Source organism: Burkholderia sp. lig30, assembly GCF_000687455.2.
Taxonomy (GTDB): Bacteria; Pseudomonadota; Gammaproteobacteria; order Burkholderiales; family Burkholderiaceae; genus Burkholderia.
The window spans coordinates 1-17,335 of sequence record NZ_JGVW01000083.1; the positions used below are offsets into that span (position 1 = coordinate 1).

Annotated in this window: 15 protein-coding genes; 10 read left to right on the forward strand and 5 right to left on the reverse strand. The window is 67.3% G+C overall.

Annotated features, from left to right (window positions below):
- Positions 1–94: 94 nt before the first annotated feature.
- Both LIG30_RS14795 and LIG30_RS14800 read right to left on the reverse strand, forming a co-directional pair.
- On the reverse strand, positions 95–1,387 hold the full coding sequence (locus LIG30_RS14795; RefSeq protein ID WP_038713365.1) for an MFS transporter: 1,293 nt from the start codon (positions 1,385–1,387) through the stop codon (positions 95–97).
- Positions 1,388–1,675: 288 nt separating this feature from the next.
- Positions 1,676–2,812 carry a branched-chain amino acid ABC transporter substrate-binding protein gene (locus LIG30_RS14800; protein WP_083494050.1) on the reverse strand — a complete coding sequence of 379 codons (1,137 nt, stop codon included), beginning with the start codon at positions 2,810–2,812 and terminating at the stop codon, positions 1,676–1,678.
- 505 nt (positions 2,813–3,317) lie between these two features.
- Here LIG30_RS14800 and LIG30_RS14805 point away from each other — a divergent pair.
- Entirely contained in the window at positions 3,318–4,112 is a 795-nt protein-coding gene (locus LIG30_RS14805; protein ID WP_038713366.1) for an AraC family transcriptional regulator, read from the forward strand.
- A gap of 70 nt (positions 4,113–4,182) precedes the next feature.
- Here the strand turns inward: LIG30_RS14805 and LIG30_RS14810 are convergent, their stop codons facing one another.
- A complete protein-coding gene (locus tag LIG30_RS14810; protein WP_038713367.1) occupies positions 4,183–4,449 on the reverse strand; it encodes a hypothetical protein in 267 nt (88 codons plus the stop codon).
- Positions 4,450–4,696: 247 nt separating this feature from the next.
- On the reverse strand, positions 4,697–6,589 hold the full coding sequence (locus tag LIG30_RS14815) for a bifunctional sugar phosphate isomerase/epimerase/4-hydroxyphenylpyruvate dioxygenase family protein (RefSeq protein WP_038713368.1): 1,893 nt from the start codon (positions 6,587–6,589) through the stop codon (positions 4,697–4,699).
- Positions 6,590–6,844: 255 nt separating this feature from the next.
- Here LIG30_RS14815 and aroQ point away from each other — a divergent pair, with 255 nt between their 5' ends.
- The 3 genes from aroQ to LIG30_RS14830 are packed head-to-tail and all read left to right on the forward strand — an operon-like array spanning position 6,845 to position 9,526.
- Positions 6,845–7,300, forward strand: coding sequence for a type II 3-dehydroquinate dehydratase (gene aroQ, locus LIG30_RS14820; protein ID WP_038713369.1), 456 nt, complete (start codon positions 6,845–6,847; stop codon positions 7,298–7,300).
- Positions 7,297–8,151, forward strand: coding sequence for a shikimate dehydrogenase (locus LIG30_RS14825; protein WP_038713370.1), 855 nt, complete (start codon positions 7,297–7,299; stop codon positions 8,149–8,151). Before aroQ ends, LIG30_RS14825 begins: the two co-directional genes overlap by 4 nt.
- A 34-nt stretch (positions 8,152–8,185) precedes the next feature.
- Positions 8,186–9,526 (forward strand): MFS transporter, encoded by a 1,341-nt coding sequence (locus LIG30_RS14830; RefSeq protein ID WP_038713371.1) that lies wholly within the window; start codon positions 8,186–8,188, stop codon positions 9,524–9,526.
- A 64-nt stretch (positions 9,527–9,590) separates the two neighbouring features.
- Here the strand turns inward: LIG30_RS14830 and LIG30_RS14835 are convergent, their stop codons facing one another.
- On the reverse strand, positions 9,591–10,706 hold the full coding sequence (locus LIG30_RS14835) for a 2-aminoethylphosphonate--pyruvate transaminase (protein ID WP_038713380.1): 1,116 nt from the start codon (positions 10,704–10,706) through the stop codon (positions 9,591–9,593).
- A 255-nt stretch (positions 10,707–10,961) separates the two neighbouring features.
- Between LIG30_RS14835 and phnS the strand changes: the two genes are divergently transcribed.
- The 6 genes from phnS to LIG30_RS14870 all read left to right on the forward strand — a co-directional run bounded on the left by phnS (position 10,962) and on the right by LIG30_RS14870 (position 17,129).
- Positions 10,962–12,053 carry a 2-aminoethylphosphonate ABC transporter substrate-binding protein gene (gene phnS / locus LIG30_RS14840; protein WP_038713372.1) on the forward strand — a complete coding sequence of 364 codons (1,092 nt, stop codon included), beginning with the start codon at positions 10,962–10,964 and terminating at the stop codon, positions 12,051–12,053.
- Between the two features lie 29 nt (positions 12,054–12,082).
- The gene (gene phnT / locus LIG30_RS14845; protein ID WP_038713373.1) at positions 12,083–13,189 is read left to right on the forward strand and encodes a 2-aminoethylphosphonate ABC transport system ATP-binding subunit PhnT; all 1,107 of its coding nucleotides are present in this window, start codon (positions 12,083–12,085) and stop codon (positions 13,187–13,189) included.
- Positions 13,167–14,093 carry a 2-aminoethylphosphonate ABC transporter permease subunit gene (phnU, locus tag LIG30_RS14850; protein WP_038713374.1) on the forward strand — a complete coding sequence of 309 codons (927 nt, stop codon included), beginning with the start codon at positions 13,167–13,169 and terminating at the stop codon, positions 14,091–14,093. Before phnT ends, phnU begins: the two co-directional genes overlap by 23 nt.
- The gene (gene phnV / locus LIG30_RS14855) at positions 14,083–14,946 is read left to right on the forward strand and encodes a 2-aminoethylphosphonate ABC transport system, membrane component PhnV (RefSeq protein ID WP_038713375.1); all 864 of its coding nucleotides are present in this window, start codon (positions 14,083–14,085) and stop codon (positions 14,944–14,946) included. Before phnU ends, phnV begins: the two co-directional genes overlap by 11 nt.
- 172 nt (positions 14,947–15,118) lie before the next feature.
- Positions 15,119–16,573, forward strand: a complete 1,455-nt coding sequence (gene phnY, locus LIG30_RS14865) for a phosphonoacetaldehyde dehydrogenase (RefSeq protein WP_038713377.1) — start codon at positions 15,119–15,121, stop codon at positions 16,571–16,573.
- A gap of 4 nt (positions 16,574–16,577) precedes the next feature.
- Positions 16,578–17,129: a phosphonate degradation HD-domain oxygenase gene (locus LIG30_RS14870; RefSeq protein WP_038713378.1), complete on the forward strand. Its 552-nt coding sequence runs from the start codon at positions 16,578–16,580 to the stop codon at positions 17,127–17,129.
- Positions 17,130–17,335: the final 206 nt, after the last annotated feature.

Here is a 17,335-nt window from a genome sequence, read left to right on the forward strand (position 1 = left end):
CGTTGAGCTAGCGCGGGCCGTTCGACGCACGGCCCGCTCGATTTCAGCCCGGTCTTTGGCCCGTTCGACGGGCCTCGGCGACAGGCACCCGCGCTCAGCGGGCGTCCTTCGAGAACAGCACGGCGACGGCGCCGAGCACGCAGATCGTCGCGACATACGCGACCGGCGCGAACGGGTTCGACTTCATCATCAGCGACACGATCACGGGCGTCAGGCCGCCGAAGATCGCGTAGGCGACGTTGTACGAGAACGAAATCCCCGAAAACCGCACGACTGCCGGGAAGCTCTTGACCATCACGTACGGGACCACGCCGATCGTGCCGACCGTGAAGCCCGCGATGCCATAGAAGAGCGGGAGCGTCGACGCGTCGGCCGCGACGCGCGCGAACAGCAGGTAGTAGCACGCGGCCAGCAGCAGCCCGCCGATCGAGAGCACGCGCTTCGGGCCGATCCATCCGGCGAGCGCGCCGGCGAAGATGCAGCCGGCCGTCAGGCACAGCGTCGCGATGCTGTTCGCGAACAGCGTCGTCGCCGGCGCGAGGTGGAACTGCTTCTGCAGCAGCGTCGGCGTCATCAGGATCACGACGACGATCGCCGCGGACAGCATCCACGTCAGCAGCATCGACACCACCACCGCGCGGCCATGATCGCGCAGCACCGCCTTGAGCGGGATCTCGTCGGCCAGCGTCTTGCGCGCCTTCATCTCGGCGAACACCGGCGTTTCATGCAGCCAGCGGCGCAGGTACACGGAGAACAGGCCGAACACGCCGCCGAGCAGGAACGGGATGCGCCATGCGAAGTCGGCGACCTGCGCGCTCGAATAGCGGCTGTTGATGCCTGCGGCGACGAGCGAGCCGAGCAGGATGCCGGCAGTCAACCCGGCCGTCAGCGTGCCGCATGCGTAGCCGATGTGGCGCGACGGCACGTGCTCGGAGACGAATACCCACGCGCCGGGCACTTCGCCGCCGACCGCCGCGCCCTGCAGGATGCGGAACAGCAGCAGCAGCACCGGCGCGAAGATGCCGATCGTGTCGTAGGTCGGCAACAGGCCCATCAGCAGCGTCGGCACGGACATCAGCAGCACGCTCAGCGTGAACATCCGCTTGCGGCCGACCAGGTCGCCGAAGTGCGCCATGATCACGCCGCCGAGCGGGCGGGCGAGGTAGCCCGCCGCGAAAATGCCGAAAGTCTGCAGCTGGCGCAGCCAGTCGGGGATGTCGTGCGGAAAGAACAGCTGCCCGATCGCGGGCGCGAAGAACACGAAGATGATGAAGTCGTAGAACTCCAGCGCGCCGCCCAGCGCGGCGAGGCCCAGGGTCTTGTAGTCGTGGCGCGTCAGCGCGCGCTGCGCGGCGTGCGGCACGCCGGTGAATTCGGTTGCTTGCATGGTCAGGACGATCGGTTTTCGAATGTAATTGTTGGATGCCGCGTTTCCAGGCGTGCGGCGTGCGTCGTCGAACGAGATGTGCCGTGCGCCGGTGAGCGCACGGAACGCGAGCCGCGTCGCCCGGGTGGGGCGCGCGGAGACGAGCGTCAGGCAAGTGGAGGATGATTCTACAGGAGGGCGAAACAGGGACGGAATGCCCGCCCGGAGAGGGAATGTTCGGGTAGCGCGCGGCGCGCGCGTGGCGTATGGAGGCGGGCGGGCCGTCCCTGCGCCACGCGCGGCGGCGGGTCAGTTGCCGGCGATCGTGTCGACCGGCTTGAACGCACCGTGCTCGACCTTGTAGATCGTCACCGGCGCATCCTTCAGGTCGCCCTTCGTGTCGTACGAGATCCGGTCGGCGGACACACCCTTGATCGACAGCTTGCCGAGATACGGGCCGTAGACCTTCGGATCGGTGGAGTTCGCGTTCTTCATCGCGGTGAGCAGCGCGATGGTGCCGTCGTACGAGTAAGGCGAATACGTGATCACGTCTTCGTTGAAGCGTGCCTTGTAGCGTGTGGCGTAGCCGGCGAAGCCCGGCATCTTTTCCTTCGGCAGCCCGCCCATGTAGACGATCGCGCCTTCGGCCGCGTCGCCGCCGACCTTCAGGAAGGTCGGCGAGCGCGACATCTCGCCGGTGACGAACGCCGACTTGATGCCGAGCTGGCGCATTTTGCGGATCATCGGCGACGATTGCGCGTCGCCGCCGCCATAGAAGATCGCGTCCGGATTGAGACCCTTGAGGTTGGTCAGGATCGCGGAGAAATCGAGCGCCTTGTCGTTCGTGAAGTCGCGCTTGATGATCGTGCCGCCCGCCGCCTGGACTGCCTTCGCGAATTCGTCGGCGATGCCCTGGCCGTACGCGGTGCGGTCGTCGATGATCGCGATGCGCTTGAAGTGCAGGTTCCTGACCGCATAGGTGCCGACGATGCGGCCCGCCTGCGCGTCGCTCGTCAGCAGCCGGAAGGTCGTCTTGTAGCCGCGCGCGGTGTATTGCGGCGACGTGGCCATCGAGATCTGCGGCAGCCCGGCGCGGTCGTAGAGGTCGGACGCGGGAATGCTGGTGCCCGAATTGAAGTGGCCGATGACGCCGCGGACGTTGTCGTCGATCAGGCGTTGCGCGACGGTCGTGCCGGTGCGCGGGTCGGCCTGGTCGTCCTGTGAGTCGAGTTCGAACGTGACGGGCTTGCCGCCGATCGTCGGGCGGGTCGCGTTGAAATCGGCGACGGCCAGTTGCGCGCCCTTCTGCATGTCCGCGCCGTAGTTCGATTGCGGGCCGGTGAGCGGCGCGGCGAAACCGATCTTGACGACGTCGGCGGCGCCGGCTTGCGCGCCGGCCAGCGCGCAGGCGGCGGCCAGCGCGATGTGCGATACCTTCAGCTTCACTTTCACTTTCCCCTCGTTGCATGGTTGGACCGGCGCTCGGCGGCCGGCCGGTTCCTGGTGAGCCGGACGAAATGCGGCGACTGCGGGACACGTGGACGCGGCGCCGGCGGCACGCGGCCGCCCGACGGCAATTTCGGTTGTGCCGAAATCGGCGTACGATATGGCGATTGCAGCATCCGCCGCGTGATACGCGTCGGCGTGGCCTGATCGCGTCACGTGACCTTGATGCGAAGTCTAGGTAGCGAAAATAGGCGCGTCTTGCGGATTAAGTGCGTGGCTCGCGACGATATCGGCATATTGTCGATAACCCTGATATATGCCGAAATCGTCATTTAGAATGCTTAATGAGGCCAAGACGCGGGGCGCCGCCATTCCTACGATGCAGGGGAAAACACCCGGTGTCATGACTCGCGCGCAACGCGAGCGCACGCATCACGGTACGGCGGCGGACAGGCGCGTCTTCTTATAATCGACGCCATCAGCCCTTCGATTCGTGGAAGCCGGGATGACGACACTATTTGCCGTACCGCCTATGAGTCTGTCTGAAACACTGCGCTACCAGCCCGACAACGCCGATCTCGGCGCGATGCTCGCGCATTTCCGCCTGCTGGAACCCGTATTCGACGCGTTGCCGGACGTCGCCTTCTTCGTGAAGGACGCGAACGGCCGCTACGCGCTCGTCAATCGCACGCTGGCGATGCGCTGCGGCTACAAGGACAAGCGCGACCTGCTCGGCAAGACCGCCGACGAGGTGTTCCCGCGCCGCTTCGGCCGCAGCTATGTCGAGCAGGACATGGCGATCATCAACGCCGGCCAGCAACTGACCGATCAACTCGAACTGCATCTGTACGCGGGGCGCCAGCCGGGCTGGTGCCTGACCTGCAAGGAGCCGCTGCGCGATGCCAGCGGGCAGGTGGTCGGCCTCGCCGGCATCTCGCGCGACCTGAAGGCGCAGGAGGGCTCGCATCCCGCATACAGCAAGCTCGCGGACGTCGTGCAGTACATCCAGGATCATTACGTTCAGCCGCTGAACCTGAAACAGCTCGCGCAGATGGCAGGGATGTCGGTCGCGCAGCTGGAGCGCTACTTTCACAAGGTGTTTCACCTGACGCCGCGGCAGGTGTTGCTGAAAACGCGGCTCGATGCCGCGACGGCGCTGCTGGTCACGCACGACAAGGTGACCGATGTGGCTGCGCTGTGCGGGTATACCGATCACAGCGCGTTTACGCGTCAGTTCAAGGCGACGGTCGGTGTCACGCCGACGGAGTACCGGATGCTGCTGCAGGAGCGGGCCGGCTGACGGGGTGGTGCCGGGCGGGCGCAGCCGCCTGCCCGCGCGTCGGGGATGGCACGGCGCACGCGCCGCGGGTTCAGCGGTAGCCGAGGCCCTTCAGCACGGCCGTGCCGTTTTCCGTCAGGCGGAAGCTCGGCGGGGTATCGGCATCCGGCTTGACCATTTCGATCAGGCCGGCTTCCTGCAGCGCAGGCAGTTCCGGTTTCGCATTCGCGCCGATCGGCGCGTGCAGCAGCACCAGCAGCGTGGCGATTTCATGATGGCTGAGCAGGCGGCGCAGCATCGTCCTGGGTTTGGCGGGGGGAGCGGCCGGGCTGGCCGCGCGTGTTTCTACGGCGCTCATCGGTGACCTCCTTTATTCGGATACGGTGACGGATGGTGCCGTCGAAGACTTAAGCGATTCTTAAATCCGCGGGGCCGCCGCCCGCGGCGTGGTTACAGTGTGTAACGGCTGGCCGGCGCCGCCGCGCCGTCCGGCTTCGCGAAACGGCCGGATGCCGGCGATTGCGTGCGAGATCGCATCCGTACCGCGTGCATTTCTTGCGGCTGTCATGCAGGGCGGCCGAGGATGCGTCGCACGGTCGCGTGCGTCATTTGCGGCGCTGCGCCTGCGCCGCGAGGCGCACCGCGGCGTTCGTCGCGCCGTAACCGTCATAGCCGCCGCGCCGCTCGACGATCTCCAGCGAGAAGCGGTTGTCGACCAGCTCCGTATACGCGTGCAGGAATTCGCCGCCGTGCTCGTCGCGGTCGTACAGCAGATGATGGGCGCTCAGCGTCTCGATCAGTGCGTCCGGCAACCCGTAGCGCGCGGCGAGATCGTCGTAGTAATTGCGCGGAATGCGCAGGAACGGCACGCCATCGGCCGAGAATTCGGCGACCGCCTTCACGATGTCGTCGGTGCGGAACGCGACGTGGTTCAAGCCGGTGCCGTGGTAGCGGTTCAGCGATTCGGCCACCGCCGTATGCCGGTCGACCGACGCGTTGAGCGCGATCCGCACCGAGCCGTCCGCGCTGCGCACCGCGCGACTGCGCATCAGCCCGTACGGGTCGGGCACGAGCCAGCCGCGCTCGGCCTCGAAGCCGAACGCGGTCTTGAAGAACAGGATCCACGTGTCGAGCGCGTCGGCCGGCAGCGCGAGGCACACGTGATCGATGCCGGCGAGCGGGCCGACTTCATTCGGGCCGTCGATGTCGGTCAGCACGAAATCGGATTCATACAGCGTCGGCGCGTCCGGCGCTTCGTCGACGAAGTATTCGAGGCTGCCGTCGGGCGCCTTCACGCTCGGCAGTACCCGCTCGTTCGGGCCGACGCGCCCGGAGAACGGCGCGTAGCCGTAACCGGCGGCCCGCTCGAACGCGACTTTCGCGTCGTCGACGCGAAACGCCGACGCGCACAGCGACAGGCCGTGCTGCTGGAAGAACGCGTCGGCGAACGAGTCGCGCTCGGCATTCAGCACGATCGACGCGGCGCCGTGCTGGAACAGCGTCACGTCCTTCGAGCGGTGGCGGCCGGCGAGGCGGAAGCGCATCTTGCCGAGCCAGTCGGCGACATTGGCCGCGGCCGCGGCGTCCACCGCGAACTCGATGAACTGGAAGCCGACGTGCGCGGGCGGCGCCGGCGGCGCGAACAGCGGCTGGCCGGCGGCGGGCGCACGGCCGTCTGCGGCGAGCCGCGCGCGCGTCAGCTCCTCGAGATACAGCAGCGAGCGGTGGCCGTCCGCGGCGGTGATCGCGGTCGGCGCGGCGCGAAAGCCGTCGTTGAAGATCTCGAGCGACAGCGGCCCCGTATAGCCGGCCTCGATCACGCGCGCGGTAAAGCGCGCCAGGTCGAAGTCGCCCTGCCCCGGAAACGAGCGGTAATGGCGGCTCCATTCGAGGACGTCCATCGCGAGCTTCGGCGCGTCGGCGATCTGGACGAACGCGATCCGGTCGCCGGGAATGCCGGCGATCGCGTCCGGCGAATCGTCGAGCGACAGCGTATGGAAGCTGTCGAGCGCGAGCCCGAGGTGCGGGCTGTTCACCGCGTCGACGAGCCGCCACGCATGGCCGTAGGTCTTGACGACCTGGCCCCACGCCAGCGCTTCGTATGCGGCGACGACGCCCGCCTGCCGCGCGGCCTCGGCGAGCACGCCGAGCTGGTCGACGAGCAGCGCGTCGTCGGCGATCGTGCCGGGCGACACGTTGCTGCAGACGAGGATGCGGTCGGTGCCGAGCGCGTGCATCACGTCGAACTTGCGCTTGATGCGCTCGAGGTTGCGCGCGAGCTGCGCCGGGCTCACGCCCTCGAAATCCCGGAACGGCTGGAACAGCACGATGTCGAGGCCGAGATCGGCGGCCATCTTCCGGACGTCGGCGGGCGATCCGTCGAAATACACCAGATCGTTCTCGAAGATTTCGACGCCGTCGAAACCCGCGGCCTGAATAGCGGTGAGCTTTTCAGCGAGGGTGCCGGAAAGTGACACGGTGGCGATCGAGCGCTGCATGGGGAAGTCCTGCGGGTGAGCGGGGCGGCGCCGCCGGCATGAACCGTTGGATGAACCGGTTACTTAACCACGGAATGCGCCATGCCCCGAATTTACAAGGCCAGTACCGGCAATTATACAAACTAACTGGATCGTACAAATTAGAGCAAACCCCGAAAGACATTGATCGCGCACAAGCGCAGACTAGCGCCGTATCTTGACGTCATGGTGCGGCATCGCATAGTTGTCCGCACCTGTTTTCGGAGTGTCTGAACTATGAGCAAGCGGAAGGTGCTGGTGCTGAACGGCCCGAACCTGAACCTGTTGGGGACGCGCGAGCCCCACATCTACGGCGCGGAGACCCTGGCCGACGTGGAGCGGCGCTGCCGCACCGCAGCGGAGGCGCTCGGGCTGGAGATCGATTTCCGGCAGTCGAATGCCGAGCATCAGCTGATCGACTGGCTGCACGCGGCGCGCCACGACACGCACGGCGTGGTCATCAACCCGGCCGCCTACACGCACACGTCGGTGGCGCTTGCCGACGCGCTGTCCGCGATCGGCAAGCCGGTGATCGAGGTGCATATCTCGAACGTGCATCGCCGCGAGCCGTTCCGTCATCATTCGTACGTGTCGGCGATCGCCGAGGCGGTGATCTGCGGGTGCGGCACCGACGGCTATGTGCTCGCATTGCAGCGCATGGCGACCATTCTTTCGCAAGGAGCATCGAAATGAGCCGTCCGTCCTATCTGATCGGCCTGATCGGCCAAGGCATCGGCGGCTCGCTGTCGCCCGCGATGCATGAGGAAGAGGGCTACCACCAGGGGTTCAGCTACGTTTACCGGCGCATCGATCTCGATGCGCTCGGCGTTACCGTCGACGCGCTGCCGCAATTGCTCGCGGCCGCCGAGCAGATGGGCTACACCGGGCTGAACATCACGCATCCGTGCAAGCAGCGCGTGATCGAGCATCTGGACGCGTTGTCGGACGATGCGCGCGCGCTCGGCGCGGTCAATACGGTGCTGTTCAAGGACGGCAAGCGGATCGGCTACAACACCGACTGGTCCGGCTTCGCGAAGTCGTTCCGGCGCGGCCTGCCCGACGCGTCGCTCGCGCGCGTCGTGCAGCTTGGCGCGGGCGGCGCGGGCGCGGCCGTCGCGCATGCCGCGCTGGCGATGGGCGCGGCCGAACTGACGATCTTCGACGTCGACGCCACGCGCGCGAGCGCGCTGGCCGACGAACTGCAGCGCCGCTTCCCGGCCGCGGCGGTGACGGCCGGCGGCGAGCTGGCGGCCGCGGTGCGGGCCGCGACGGGCCTGATCCACGCGACGCCGACCGGCATGGCGAAGCATCCCGGCCTGCCGCTGCCCGCCGAGTTGCTGCATCCGGGGATGTGGGTGGCCGACATCGTCTATTTCCCGCTCGAAACGGCGTTGATCAAGGCCGCGCGCGAAGCCGGCTGCCGCACGCTGCCGGGCGGCGGGATGGCGGTGTACCAGGCGGTCGATGCGTTCGAGATCTTCACCGGACGGACGCCGGACGCGGAGCGCATGTTCGAGCACTTTCAGTCGCTCGTGGCGCGCTGACCCTTTTTGATAAAGACGAGACCAGGAGACAACCATGCAGCACACCACCCGCACGAACGCGGCGCCGGTTCAGGCCGCACCGGCGTCCGGCACGGCCCGGCGGACCAGGGCGCGATACAGGATCCTCGCGCTGCTAGCGATCGGCACGATGATCAACTACCTCGACCGCACGGTGCTGGGGGTGGCCGCGCCGCAGCTCACCAAGGAGCTCGGCATCAACGCGGCGGTGATGGGCATCATGTTTTCCGCGTTTTCGTGGACCTACGTGGTGATGCAGGTGCCCGGCGGCCTGTTCCTCGACCGCTTCGGCAGCAAGGTCACCTATTACTGCTCGATGACGCTGTGGTCGCTGTGCACGTTGCTGCAGGGGTTCGTGCACGGCGTGTCGCCGCTGCTCGCGTGCCGCCTCGGCCTCGGCGTGACGGAAGCGCCGTGCTTCCCGACCAACAGCCGTGTCGTCGCGACCTGGTTCCCGCAGAGCGAGCGCGCGATGGCGACCGGCACCTACACGGTCGGCGAATACATCGGGCTCGCGTTCTTCAGCCCGGTGCTGTTCGCGCTGATGGGCGCGTACGGCTGGCGCTCGCTGTTCTGGGTGGTCGGCGGGGTCGGCATCGTGTTCGGTCTCGTCTGGTGGAAGTTCTACCAGGAGCCGCGCGACCATCGGGGCGCGAATGCCGCCGAGCTGGCGTACATCGAGGCGGGCGGTGGCCTCGTGCACGCTGCGAAGAAGGACGACAAGTCCGAGCAGGCGAAATTCAGCTGGCGCATGGCCGGCCAGCTGCTGAAGAAGCGCCAGCTCGCGGGCATCTGCCTCGGCCAGTTCGCCGGCAACTCGACGCTCGTGTTCTTCCTGACCTGGTTCCCGACGTACCTGGCGACCGAGCGCCACATGGGCTGGCTCAAGATCGGCTTTTTCGCGGTGATGCCGTTCATCGCCGCGTCGGTCGGCGTGATGTTCGGCGGGATCTTCTCCGACTGGCTGCTGCGCCGCGGCAAGTCGGCAAACATCGCGCGCAAGCTGCCGATCATCGCCGGCCTGCTGCTCGCGTCGACGATCATTCTCGCGAACTATGTGCAGAGCAACGAGGCGGTGATCGCGATCATGTCGGTGGCGTTCTTCGCGCAGGGGATGGCCGCGCTCGGCTGGACCCTCGTGTCGGACATCGCGCCGGACGGCCTGCTCGGCGTGACGGGCGGCATCTTCAACCTCGCGGCGAACCTCGCCGGGATCATCACGCCGCTGGTGGTGGGTTTCATCGTCGCCGCGACCGGCTCGTTCGTCGGTGCGCTGGTGTTCATCGGCGTGATCGCGCTGATCGGCGCGCTGTCCTACATCTTCGTGGTTGGCGACATCAAGCGGATCGTCCTGTAACGATCTCCAGGCGGTAGGCGTGTGTTGAGCCCGGCGTTTTTCCGAACGCCGGGCTTTTTTTCGGCTATGCGCGGCGCAGCGCGATGCCGAGCGTCTCGATCGCATGCGCGATCGCGGCGACCGCCCGCCGAATGTCGGCGGCGTCGATCGCGCCGATGCAGCCGACCCGGAACGTCTCCAGCCGCGTGAGCTTGCCCGGGTACAGGATGAAGCCGGCATCGCGCACCGCGTTGTAGAGCCCCTTGAAGTGATAGGCCGGATCGTCCGGCGCATGGAACGTCACGATGACGGGCGCCTGCACGCTCGCGTCGAGGAATGGCGCGAAGCCGAGTGCGCGCATCGACTCGACGAGCGTCCGGCAATTCGACGCATAGCGCGCACCACGCGCCGGCTGGCCGCCTTCCGCGTGAAACTGGTCGAGTGCGGCGCGCAGCGCGGCGACGACGTGCGTCGGTGGCGTGAAGCGCCATTGGCCGGTCTTGCGCAGGTACGTGAACTGGTCGTGGAGGTCGAGCGCGAGCGACGGCGAGCGCCCTTCGCATTCGTCGAGCAGGCTGCGCCGGACGATCGCGAACCCCATGCCCGGCACCCCCTCGAGACATTTTCCGCTCGCCGAGATCAACGCATCGATGCCGCTGTCTTCGAGCGTGATCGGCAGCGCGCCGAACGAGCTCATCGCATCGACGATCAGCCGCTTGCCGTGCCGCTGGCAGCAGGCGGCGATCGCGTCGAGCGGATTCAGGATGCCGGCGCTGGTTTCGAGATGCACGAGTGCGACGTGCGTGATGCGCGGATCGCGTTCGAGCGCCGCTTCGACCGCCGCCGGGTCGACGGCCGCGTCCTCGCCGAACGGCAGCGCGACCGACGCGATGCCGAGCCGGCCGAGGATCTTCAGGATGCGCGCGCAATACGCGCCGTTGTCCGGGACGAGCACGACGCCGTCGCGCGGCACCAGCGTGCCGAGCGCCGCTTCCACCGCGAACGTGCCGCTGCCCTGCAGCGGCACGCAGACATAGGTTTCGCCGCCATGCGCGATGTCGACGAGGTCGGCGCACACGCTTTCGGTCAGCCGGTTGAACGCCGTATCCCACGAGCCCCAGTCGCGTCGCATCGCCTGGCGGGTCGCGGCGGAGGTGGTGAGGGGGCCGGGAGTGAGCAGAATCGGGTCGCTTGCGGGCATCGCGTTATCTCCAACGAATTCGATCGGAACGCCGGGCGGCGCCTCGGCATGACGCACATCATATTGGCAAAATGTGTCATTTTGTGGAAATTGTGGTGGTCGTCACGGGGGTGTCATCGAACGCTGTGATGCTTCGATTGCCGCACGAAGCCGCAACGGGCGGCAGTGTCGAGGCGGGCCGGTTGACGGTTCGCCCATATAGAACAGGAGCCGGTCGCATCCGGCGGTTTGGTGTTCCGTCTACGGAGAAGTGAGATGACATCGCAGAATTCCTCGCGCGCCGCTGCCGGTGCGTTTCGCAAGTTCGCAGTGGCCGCCTGCGCGGCCGGCCTGCTGCAGGGTGTCGCGTTGCCGGCGCATGCGGCGAACGCGGTCGTGCTGTATACGGCTGACGGCCTGGAGAACCTCTACCGCGACGTGCTGCCGGCGTTCGAGAAGAAGGAAGGGGTGAAGGTCAACATCGTGACGGCCGGCAGCGGCGAGGTGGTCAACCGCGCGAACATCGAGAAAAGCTCGCCGAAGGCCGACGTGATCGTCGTGCTGCCGCCGTTCATCCAGCAGGCGGGCCAGATGGGCCTGCTGCAGGCATACCAGAGCGTGAACTACAAGAACGTCCCGGCAATCGCGAAGGCGGAGGACGGCAGCTGGGCGACCTTCGTCAACAACTACTTCTCGTTCGCAATCAACCCGGACGTCGTCAAGCAGCAGCCGAAGACGTTCGCCGATCTGCTCGCGCCGAACTACGTGGGCAAGGTCGCCTACTCGAATCCGGCCACGGCCGGCGACGGGATGGCGGTACTGATCCTGACGACGTCGCTGATGGGCGAGGACAAGGCGTTCGACTACCTCGCGAAGCTGTCGCAGAGCGTGAAGTTCCACACCAAGGGCACGGGCTACCTGAACGTGCTGCTGTCGCGCAACGAGATCAGCGTCGCCAACGGCGATCTGCAGATGGATCTCGACGACGCCGAGCACGGTGGCCTGTCGATCAAGCCGATCTTCCTCGCGGCGGGCGCGGGCGAGCAGCCGGCGACGTTCCAGCTGCCGTACGGCATCGGCCTCGTCAAGGGCGGGCCGAACCAGGACGTGGGCAAGAAGCTGATCGACTACCTGATGTCAACGGAAGTGCAGGCGAAGGTGCCTGACATGTTCGGCATTCCGGGCCGCACGGACGTGCCGCTCGCCGGCAAGAACGGCGAGGCGGTGAAGCGTGCGATCGCCGGCGTGAAGCTGATCCCGGTCGACTGGACGCAGGTGATGGCGAAGAAGCCGGTCTGGATCGAGCGCTGGAAGAAGGACGTGGTCGGCAGCTCGGGCAAGCAGACCGACGTCGTCAAGCCGAAATAAGCCACCCACGCCGCCTGCAGACAAAAAGGATGAATCCGGTGGATACCGCCAGTCTGACCTACCCCGGCGCATTCGGTGCCGCCGGACCGCACGCGACGCTGCGGTCCGGCGCGCCGGGCGGCGTGCAGATCGAGCACCTGAGCGTGCGTTACGACGCCCGCACGGTGCTCGACGATCTGTCGCTGTCGATCGGCGCCGGCGAATTTTTGACCGTGCTCGGCAAGAGCGGATGCGGCAAGACCACGCTGCTGCGCTTCATCGCCGGCTTCGTGAAGGCCGACGGGCTGACCGGCACACTGACCGTCGCCGGGCGCGACCTGACCGATGCGCCGCCGCACAAGCGCAATCTGGGGCTGCTGTTCCAGAACTACGCGCTGTTTCCGCATCTGTCGGTGTTCGAGAACGTCGCGTTCGGGCTGCGCGCGCGGCGGATGCCGTCGGCCGAGGTGACGCGCCGCGTCGCCGACGCGCTGAAGCTCGTGCAGCTGGGCGACGCGGGCCACCAGATGCCGGCCCAGTTGTCGGGCGGCATGCAGCAGCGCGTCGCGCTCGCCCGCGCGCTCGTGATCGAGCCCGACGTGCTGTTGCTCGACGAGCCGCTGTCCGCGCTCGACGCGAACCTGCGCGCGTCGGTGCGCAGCGAGCTGAAGGCGCTGCACGAGCGCCTGCCGAACCTGACCGTGGTGTGCGTGACCCACGATCGCGACGATGCGCTGGTACTGTCCGACCGCACCTTGCTGCTGCGCGACGGCCGCATCGCCCAGCTCGGCACGCCGCAACAGTTGTACGACACGCCGCGCGACGGTTACGTGGCCCGCTATCTGGGCGCCGCGAACCTGCTGCCGCCGCGCGTGATCTTCCCGCTCGGCGATCCCCGGCACGACGTGCGCGACAAGGTCGCGTGCGTGCGTCCCGAGCGTTTCACCGTGATGCCGCGTGCGGCGGGCGGGCTGCACGGCACGGTCGCGTCGGTCGAATGGCTGGGCGCGGATCTGTGGATTTCGGTCGTGGTCGATGCGGCGCCGGAAGAGCCGGTGCGCGTGACCATGCAGCGTGGCCGCAACCCGGCGCCCGAACGCGGCGCGCGTGTTTCCCTGCATTGCGAGGCAGACGATGTCGTCCTCATTGCCCCCTGAGGCCGCCGCGACGGCGCAGCGCGCGCGGGCGTCCGCCGCCGTGCATGCCGCGGCGGCGAAGCGGCGCAAGCGTCTCGGCGACTGGCATCTCGCGATGCTGGCGGTGGTCGTGCTCGGCCCCCTCGTCGTCTATCCGCTGGCGCGGCTCGTGCTGCTGAGCCTGACGGGCGAGCACGGGCTGAGCCTGGCCGCCTATCGGAACTTCTTCGGTAATCCCGACACGCGCAACGTGCTCGTCTCGACGCTCGGCGTGCTGATCGCGAGCGCCGGCACCGCGTCGCTGCTCGGCGTGCTGCTGGCCGCGCTGCTGTTCTTCAGGCCGTTCCCGGGCGCGTCGCTCGCTACGCGCTTTCTGGAGCTGTATGTCGCCTTCCCGTCGTTCCTGGTGGCGTTCACGCTGATTTTTCTGTACGGCTCGCAAGGCGCGGTCAGCATCGCGCTGCAGCGGCTGCTGCACCTCGACGCGCCGCCGCTCGACTTCCTGTTCGGCTTCGGCGGCGTGATCCTTGCGCAGACGGTGTTCTACACGCCGTTCGTCGTGCGCCCGACGCTGGCGTCGTTCACGACGCTCGATCTGCGACTGGTCGAAGCGGCGCGGAGCCTCGGCGCGACCGGGTGGATGCTCGCGCGGCGCGTCGTGCTGCCGATTGCGTGGCCCGGTATCGCGGCAGGCACGGTACTGTGCTTTCTGCTGACGCTGAACGAGTTCGGCATCCTGCTGGTGCTCGGCAGTGCGCGACTCGTGACGCTGCCGGTCGCGATCTACAGCAGCGCGACGGTCGACCTCGATCTGCCGACGGCGTCGGCGGGCGCGGTCGTGATGCTGGCGCTGTCGCTTGCGCTGTACGCGATCTATCGCCGGGTGAGCCGGCGAGCCACGGGAGGGGCGCGCGATGTCCGCTGATTACCGTACAGGGCGCGCGCCGATGCCGCGCCGCCACGCGGACTGGGGCGACACGCTGCTCAAGCATGCGTCCCGCGCCGCGCTCGCGCTCGCCGCATTCGCGTGCTTCTGGCTGTTCGTGCTGCCGGTGATCGTCGTCGCGCTGTCGAGCGTCGCGACCCGCTGGTCCGGGACGATCCTGCCGTCGGGCTACAGCCTGCGCTGGTTCCAGCAGCTCGGTTCGGAGGAATTCGGCGCGCTCGCGACGAGCCTCGAAATCGGCTTCGGCGTCGCGGTGATCGGCACGATCCTCGGCCTGTGGCTGGCGCTTGCGCTGGAGGGGCGAGACCGGCGCGGGATCGGCGCGCTCGTCGACGCGCTTGTGATGATGCCCAACGGCGTGCCAAGCGTCGTGCTCGGGCTGGCGGTGCTGATCGCGTATCACCAGCGGCCGGTCGATCTGTCGAGCTCCGCCGCGATCGTCGTGCTGGTGCAGCTCGCGCTGATTTTGCCGTTCTGCTATCGCTGCGCGGCCGCGGTGTTGCGACCGGAACTGACCGTGCTGCGCGAGGCCGCCGCCAGTCTCGGCGCGCCGCCGTCGATGGTGCTGCGGCGCGTGCTGCTGCCGCAACTCGTGCCGGCGCTGCGCGCGAGCCTCGCGCTCGGCTTCGCGCTGTCGCTCGGCGAGCTGGGCGCGACGCTGACGGTCTATCCGCCCGGCTTCGCGACTGTGCCGATCGTCGTGATCGGCCAGGTGGAACGCGGCTACTATCTGCCCGCGTCGGCGTTGTCGTTGCTGATGCTCGGTGCGTCGCTGGCGGCGCTGCTGCTGATCGCCGCGCGCGTGCCGCGCGGCCGCGGTGCGGCGCGATGAGCTGCGCGCCTTTCGTTGCGGCGCTTTCTGCGCACGTTCTGCCGATGACGCGAGCCGACCTGATGGACAGTCAGATTGGCATGGATGGCCGGCGCGACTGGTTTCCGGCCAAGTCGGTCAAGTCGGTCGGGCCGACCGAGTCGGCCGATGCCGCGCCGAACCGGATCGCTTCATGAAAGCGGGCCCGCCGATCGACCATGATGCGTTTCGGGCGGAGGCGTTGCGTCTGTGCGGCGAGCGTGTGTCGCGGACGCGCACCTTCGACGTGACGGACCCGTATACAGGGCGGCGGGTCGGCACGGCGCCGCTTGCGAGCGCCGACGATGTGCGCGCGGCATTCGACTATGCGATGGCCTACCGTCCGCGCCTGACGCGCTACGAGCGCTCGCAGATTCTCGAACGTGCCGCCGCGCTGCTGCGCGAACGCGCGGAGGAGGCGTCTGATCTCATCACGCTCGAATCCGGCCTGTCGAAGCAGGATTCGCGCTACGAGATTGGCCGCGTGGCCGACGTGCTGAAATTCGCGTCGGTCGAGGCGCTGCGCGACGACGCGCAGAGCTTTGCGTGCGACCTGACGCCTCACGGCAAGGCGCGGCGGGTGTTTTCGCAGCGCGAGCCGCTCGACGGGGTGATCGTCGCGATCACGCCGTTCAATCACCCGATGAATCAGGTCGCGCACAAGGTGGCCCCGGCGATCGCGACCAACAACCGCGTGATCGTGAAGCCGTCGGAGAAGGTGCCGCTGTCGGCGTTCTATTTCGCCGACCTGCTCTACGAAGCCGGTTTGCCCGAACCGATGTTGCAGATCCTGACCGGCGATCCACGGGAAATCGCGGACGAATTGTTGACGCATCCGCACACGTCGCTCGTGACCTTCACCGGTGGCGTGGCGATCGGCAAGTACATCGCGGCGAAGGCGGGGTATCGGCGCGTCGTGCTGGAATTGGGCGGGAACGATCCGCTGATCGTCCTGAACGACGCCGACCTGGAACGCGCCGCGTCGCTGGCCGTGCAGGGTTCGTACCGGAATTCGGGCCAGCGGTGCACGGCGGTCAAGCGCATTCTGGTGCAGCGTGCCGCGGCACCGGCATTCACCGAGCTGCTGGTCGAGAAGACGCGACGATGGTCGTACGGCGACCCGTTCGACCCGGCGAACGAGATGGGCACGGTCATCGATGTCGCCGCTGCCCGGCTGTTCGAGGCGCGCGTCGGCGAGGCGGTCGCGCAAGGCGCGCGCCTGCTGAGCGGCAATGTGCGCAAGGGCGCGCTGTACGCGCCGACCGTGCTCGATCGCGTCGATCCGGCGATGACACTGGTGCGCGAGGAGACTTTCGGGCCGGTGTCGCCGATCATTTCATTCGATACGATCGACGACGCGATCCGCATCAGCAACGATACGGTGTTCGGCCTGTCGTCCGGTGTATGCACCGACAGCGCGGAAGCGATCGTACGGTTCGTCAACGAGTTGAAGGTGGGGAGCGTGAACGTTTGGGAAGTGCCTGGCTACCGGATCGAGCTGGCGCCGTTCGGCGGCGTCAAGGATTCCGGGCTGGGCGACAAGGAAGGGGTTCAGGAAGCGATGAAGAGCTTTACGAACCTGAAGACTTTTTCGCTGCCCTGGGGATGACGCGATGGCATTGACGCTCGACGACATTCGCGGCTTGTACCGCGAGCACGGTGACGTGGCCTACAGCGGCGAACCGGTCACGCAGCTCGAACATGCGCTGCAAAGCGGCTTGCTGGCGGAGGAGGCCGGGGCGGATGACGCGCTGATCGCAGCGGCGTTCCTGCACGATCTCGGGCATTTGCTGAACCGTCAGGGCGAGACGCCCAGCGCGCGCGGCATCGACGATCTACACCAATACTATGTGCTGCCGTTCCTTCGGCCGATCCTGCCCGACGCGGTGCTGGAGCCGGTGCGGCTGCATGTCGACGCGAAGCGCTGCCTGTGCCGGATCGATCGCGGCTACCACGACGCCCTGTCGCCGGACTCGATGCGAAGTCTGGCGCTGCAGGGCGGCATCTTCGGCGAGGCCGAAGCGCAGGCGTTCCTGCTGCGTCCTTATGCGGAGGATGCGTTGCGTCTGCGCCGCTGGGATGACGCGGCGAAAGTGAAGGGGAAGGTGACGCCGGATATCGACCACTATATAGGGATCGTCGGCGGGGTCATGCTGGCCGCATGACGTTGCTTGCCGCTGCAATCGGAGTGCACGCGGCGCGTGCTGCACGACTGTAAAAATTTTTTCACAAACCTCTTGCGCACCGCGGGGCGGATGTCTAGAATCACGCCTCTTTCGCGCTAACGGAAACGCGGCGCGGAAGAGGGGAAACGGAGCAGTTCACGGGTGGAGGTCATCCGGCGTGAACGGCGAAGGAAAATGAACCCCGC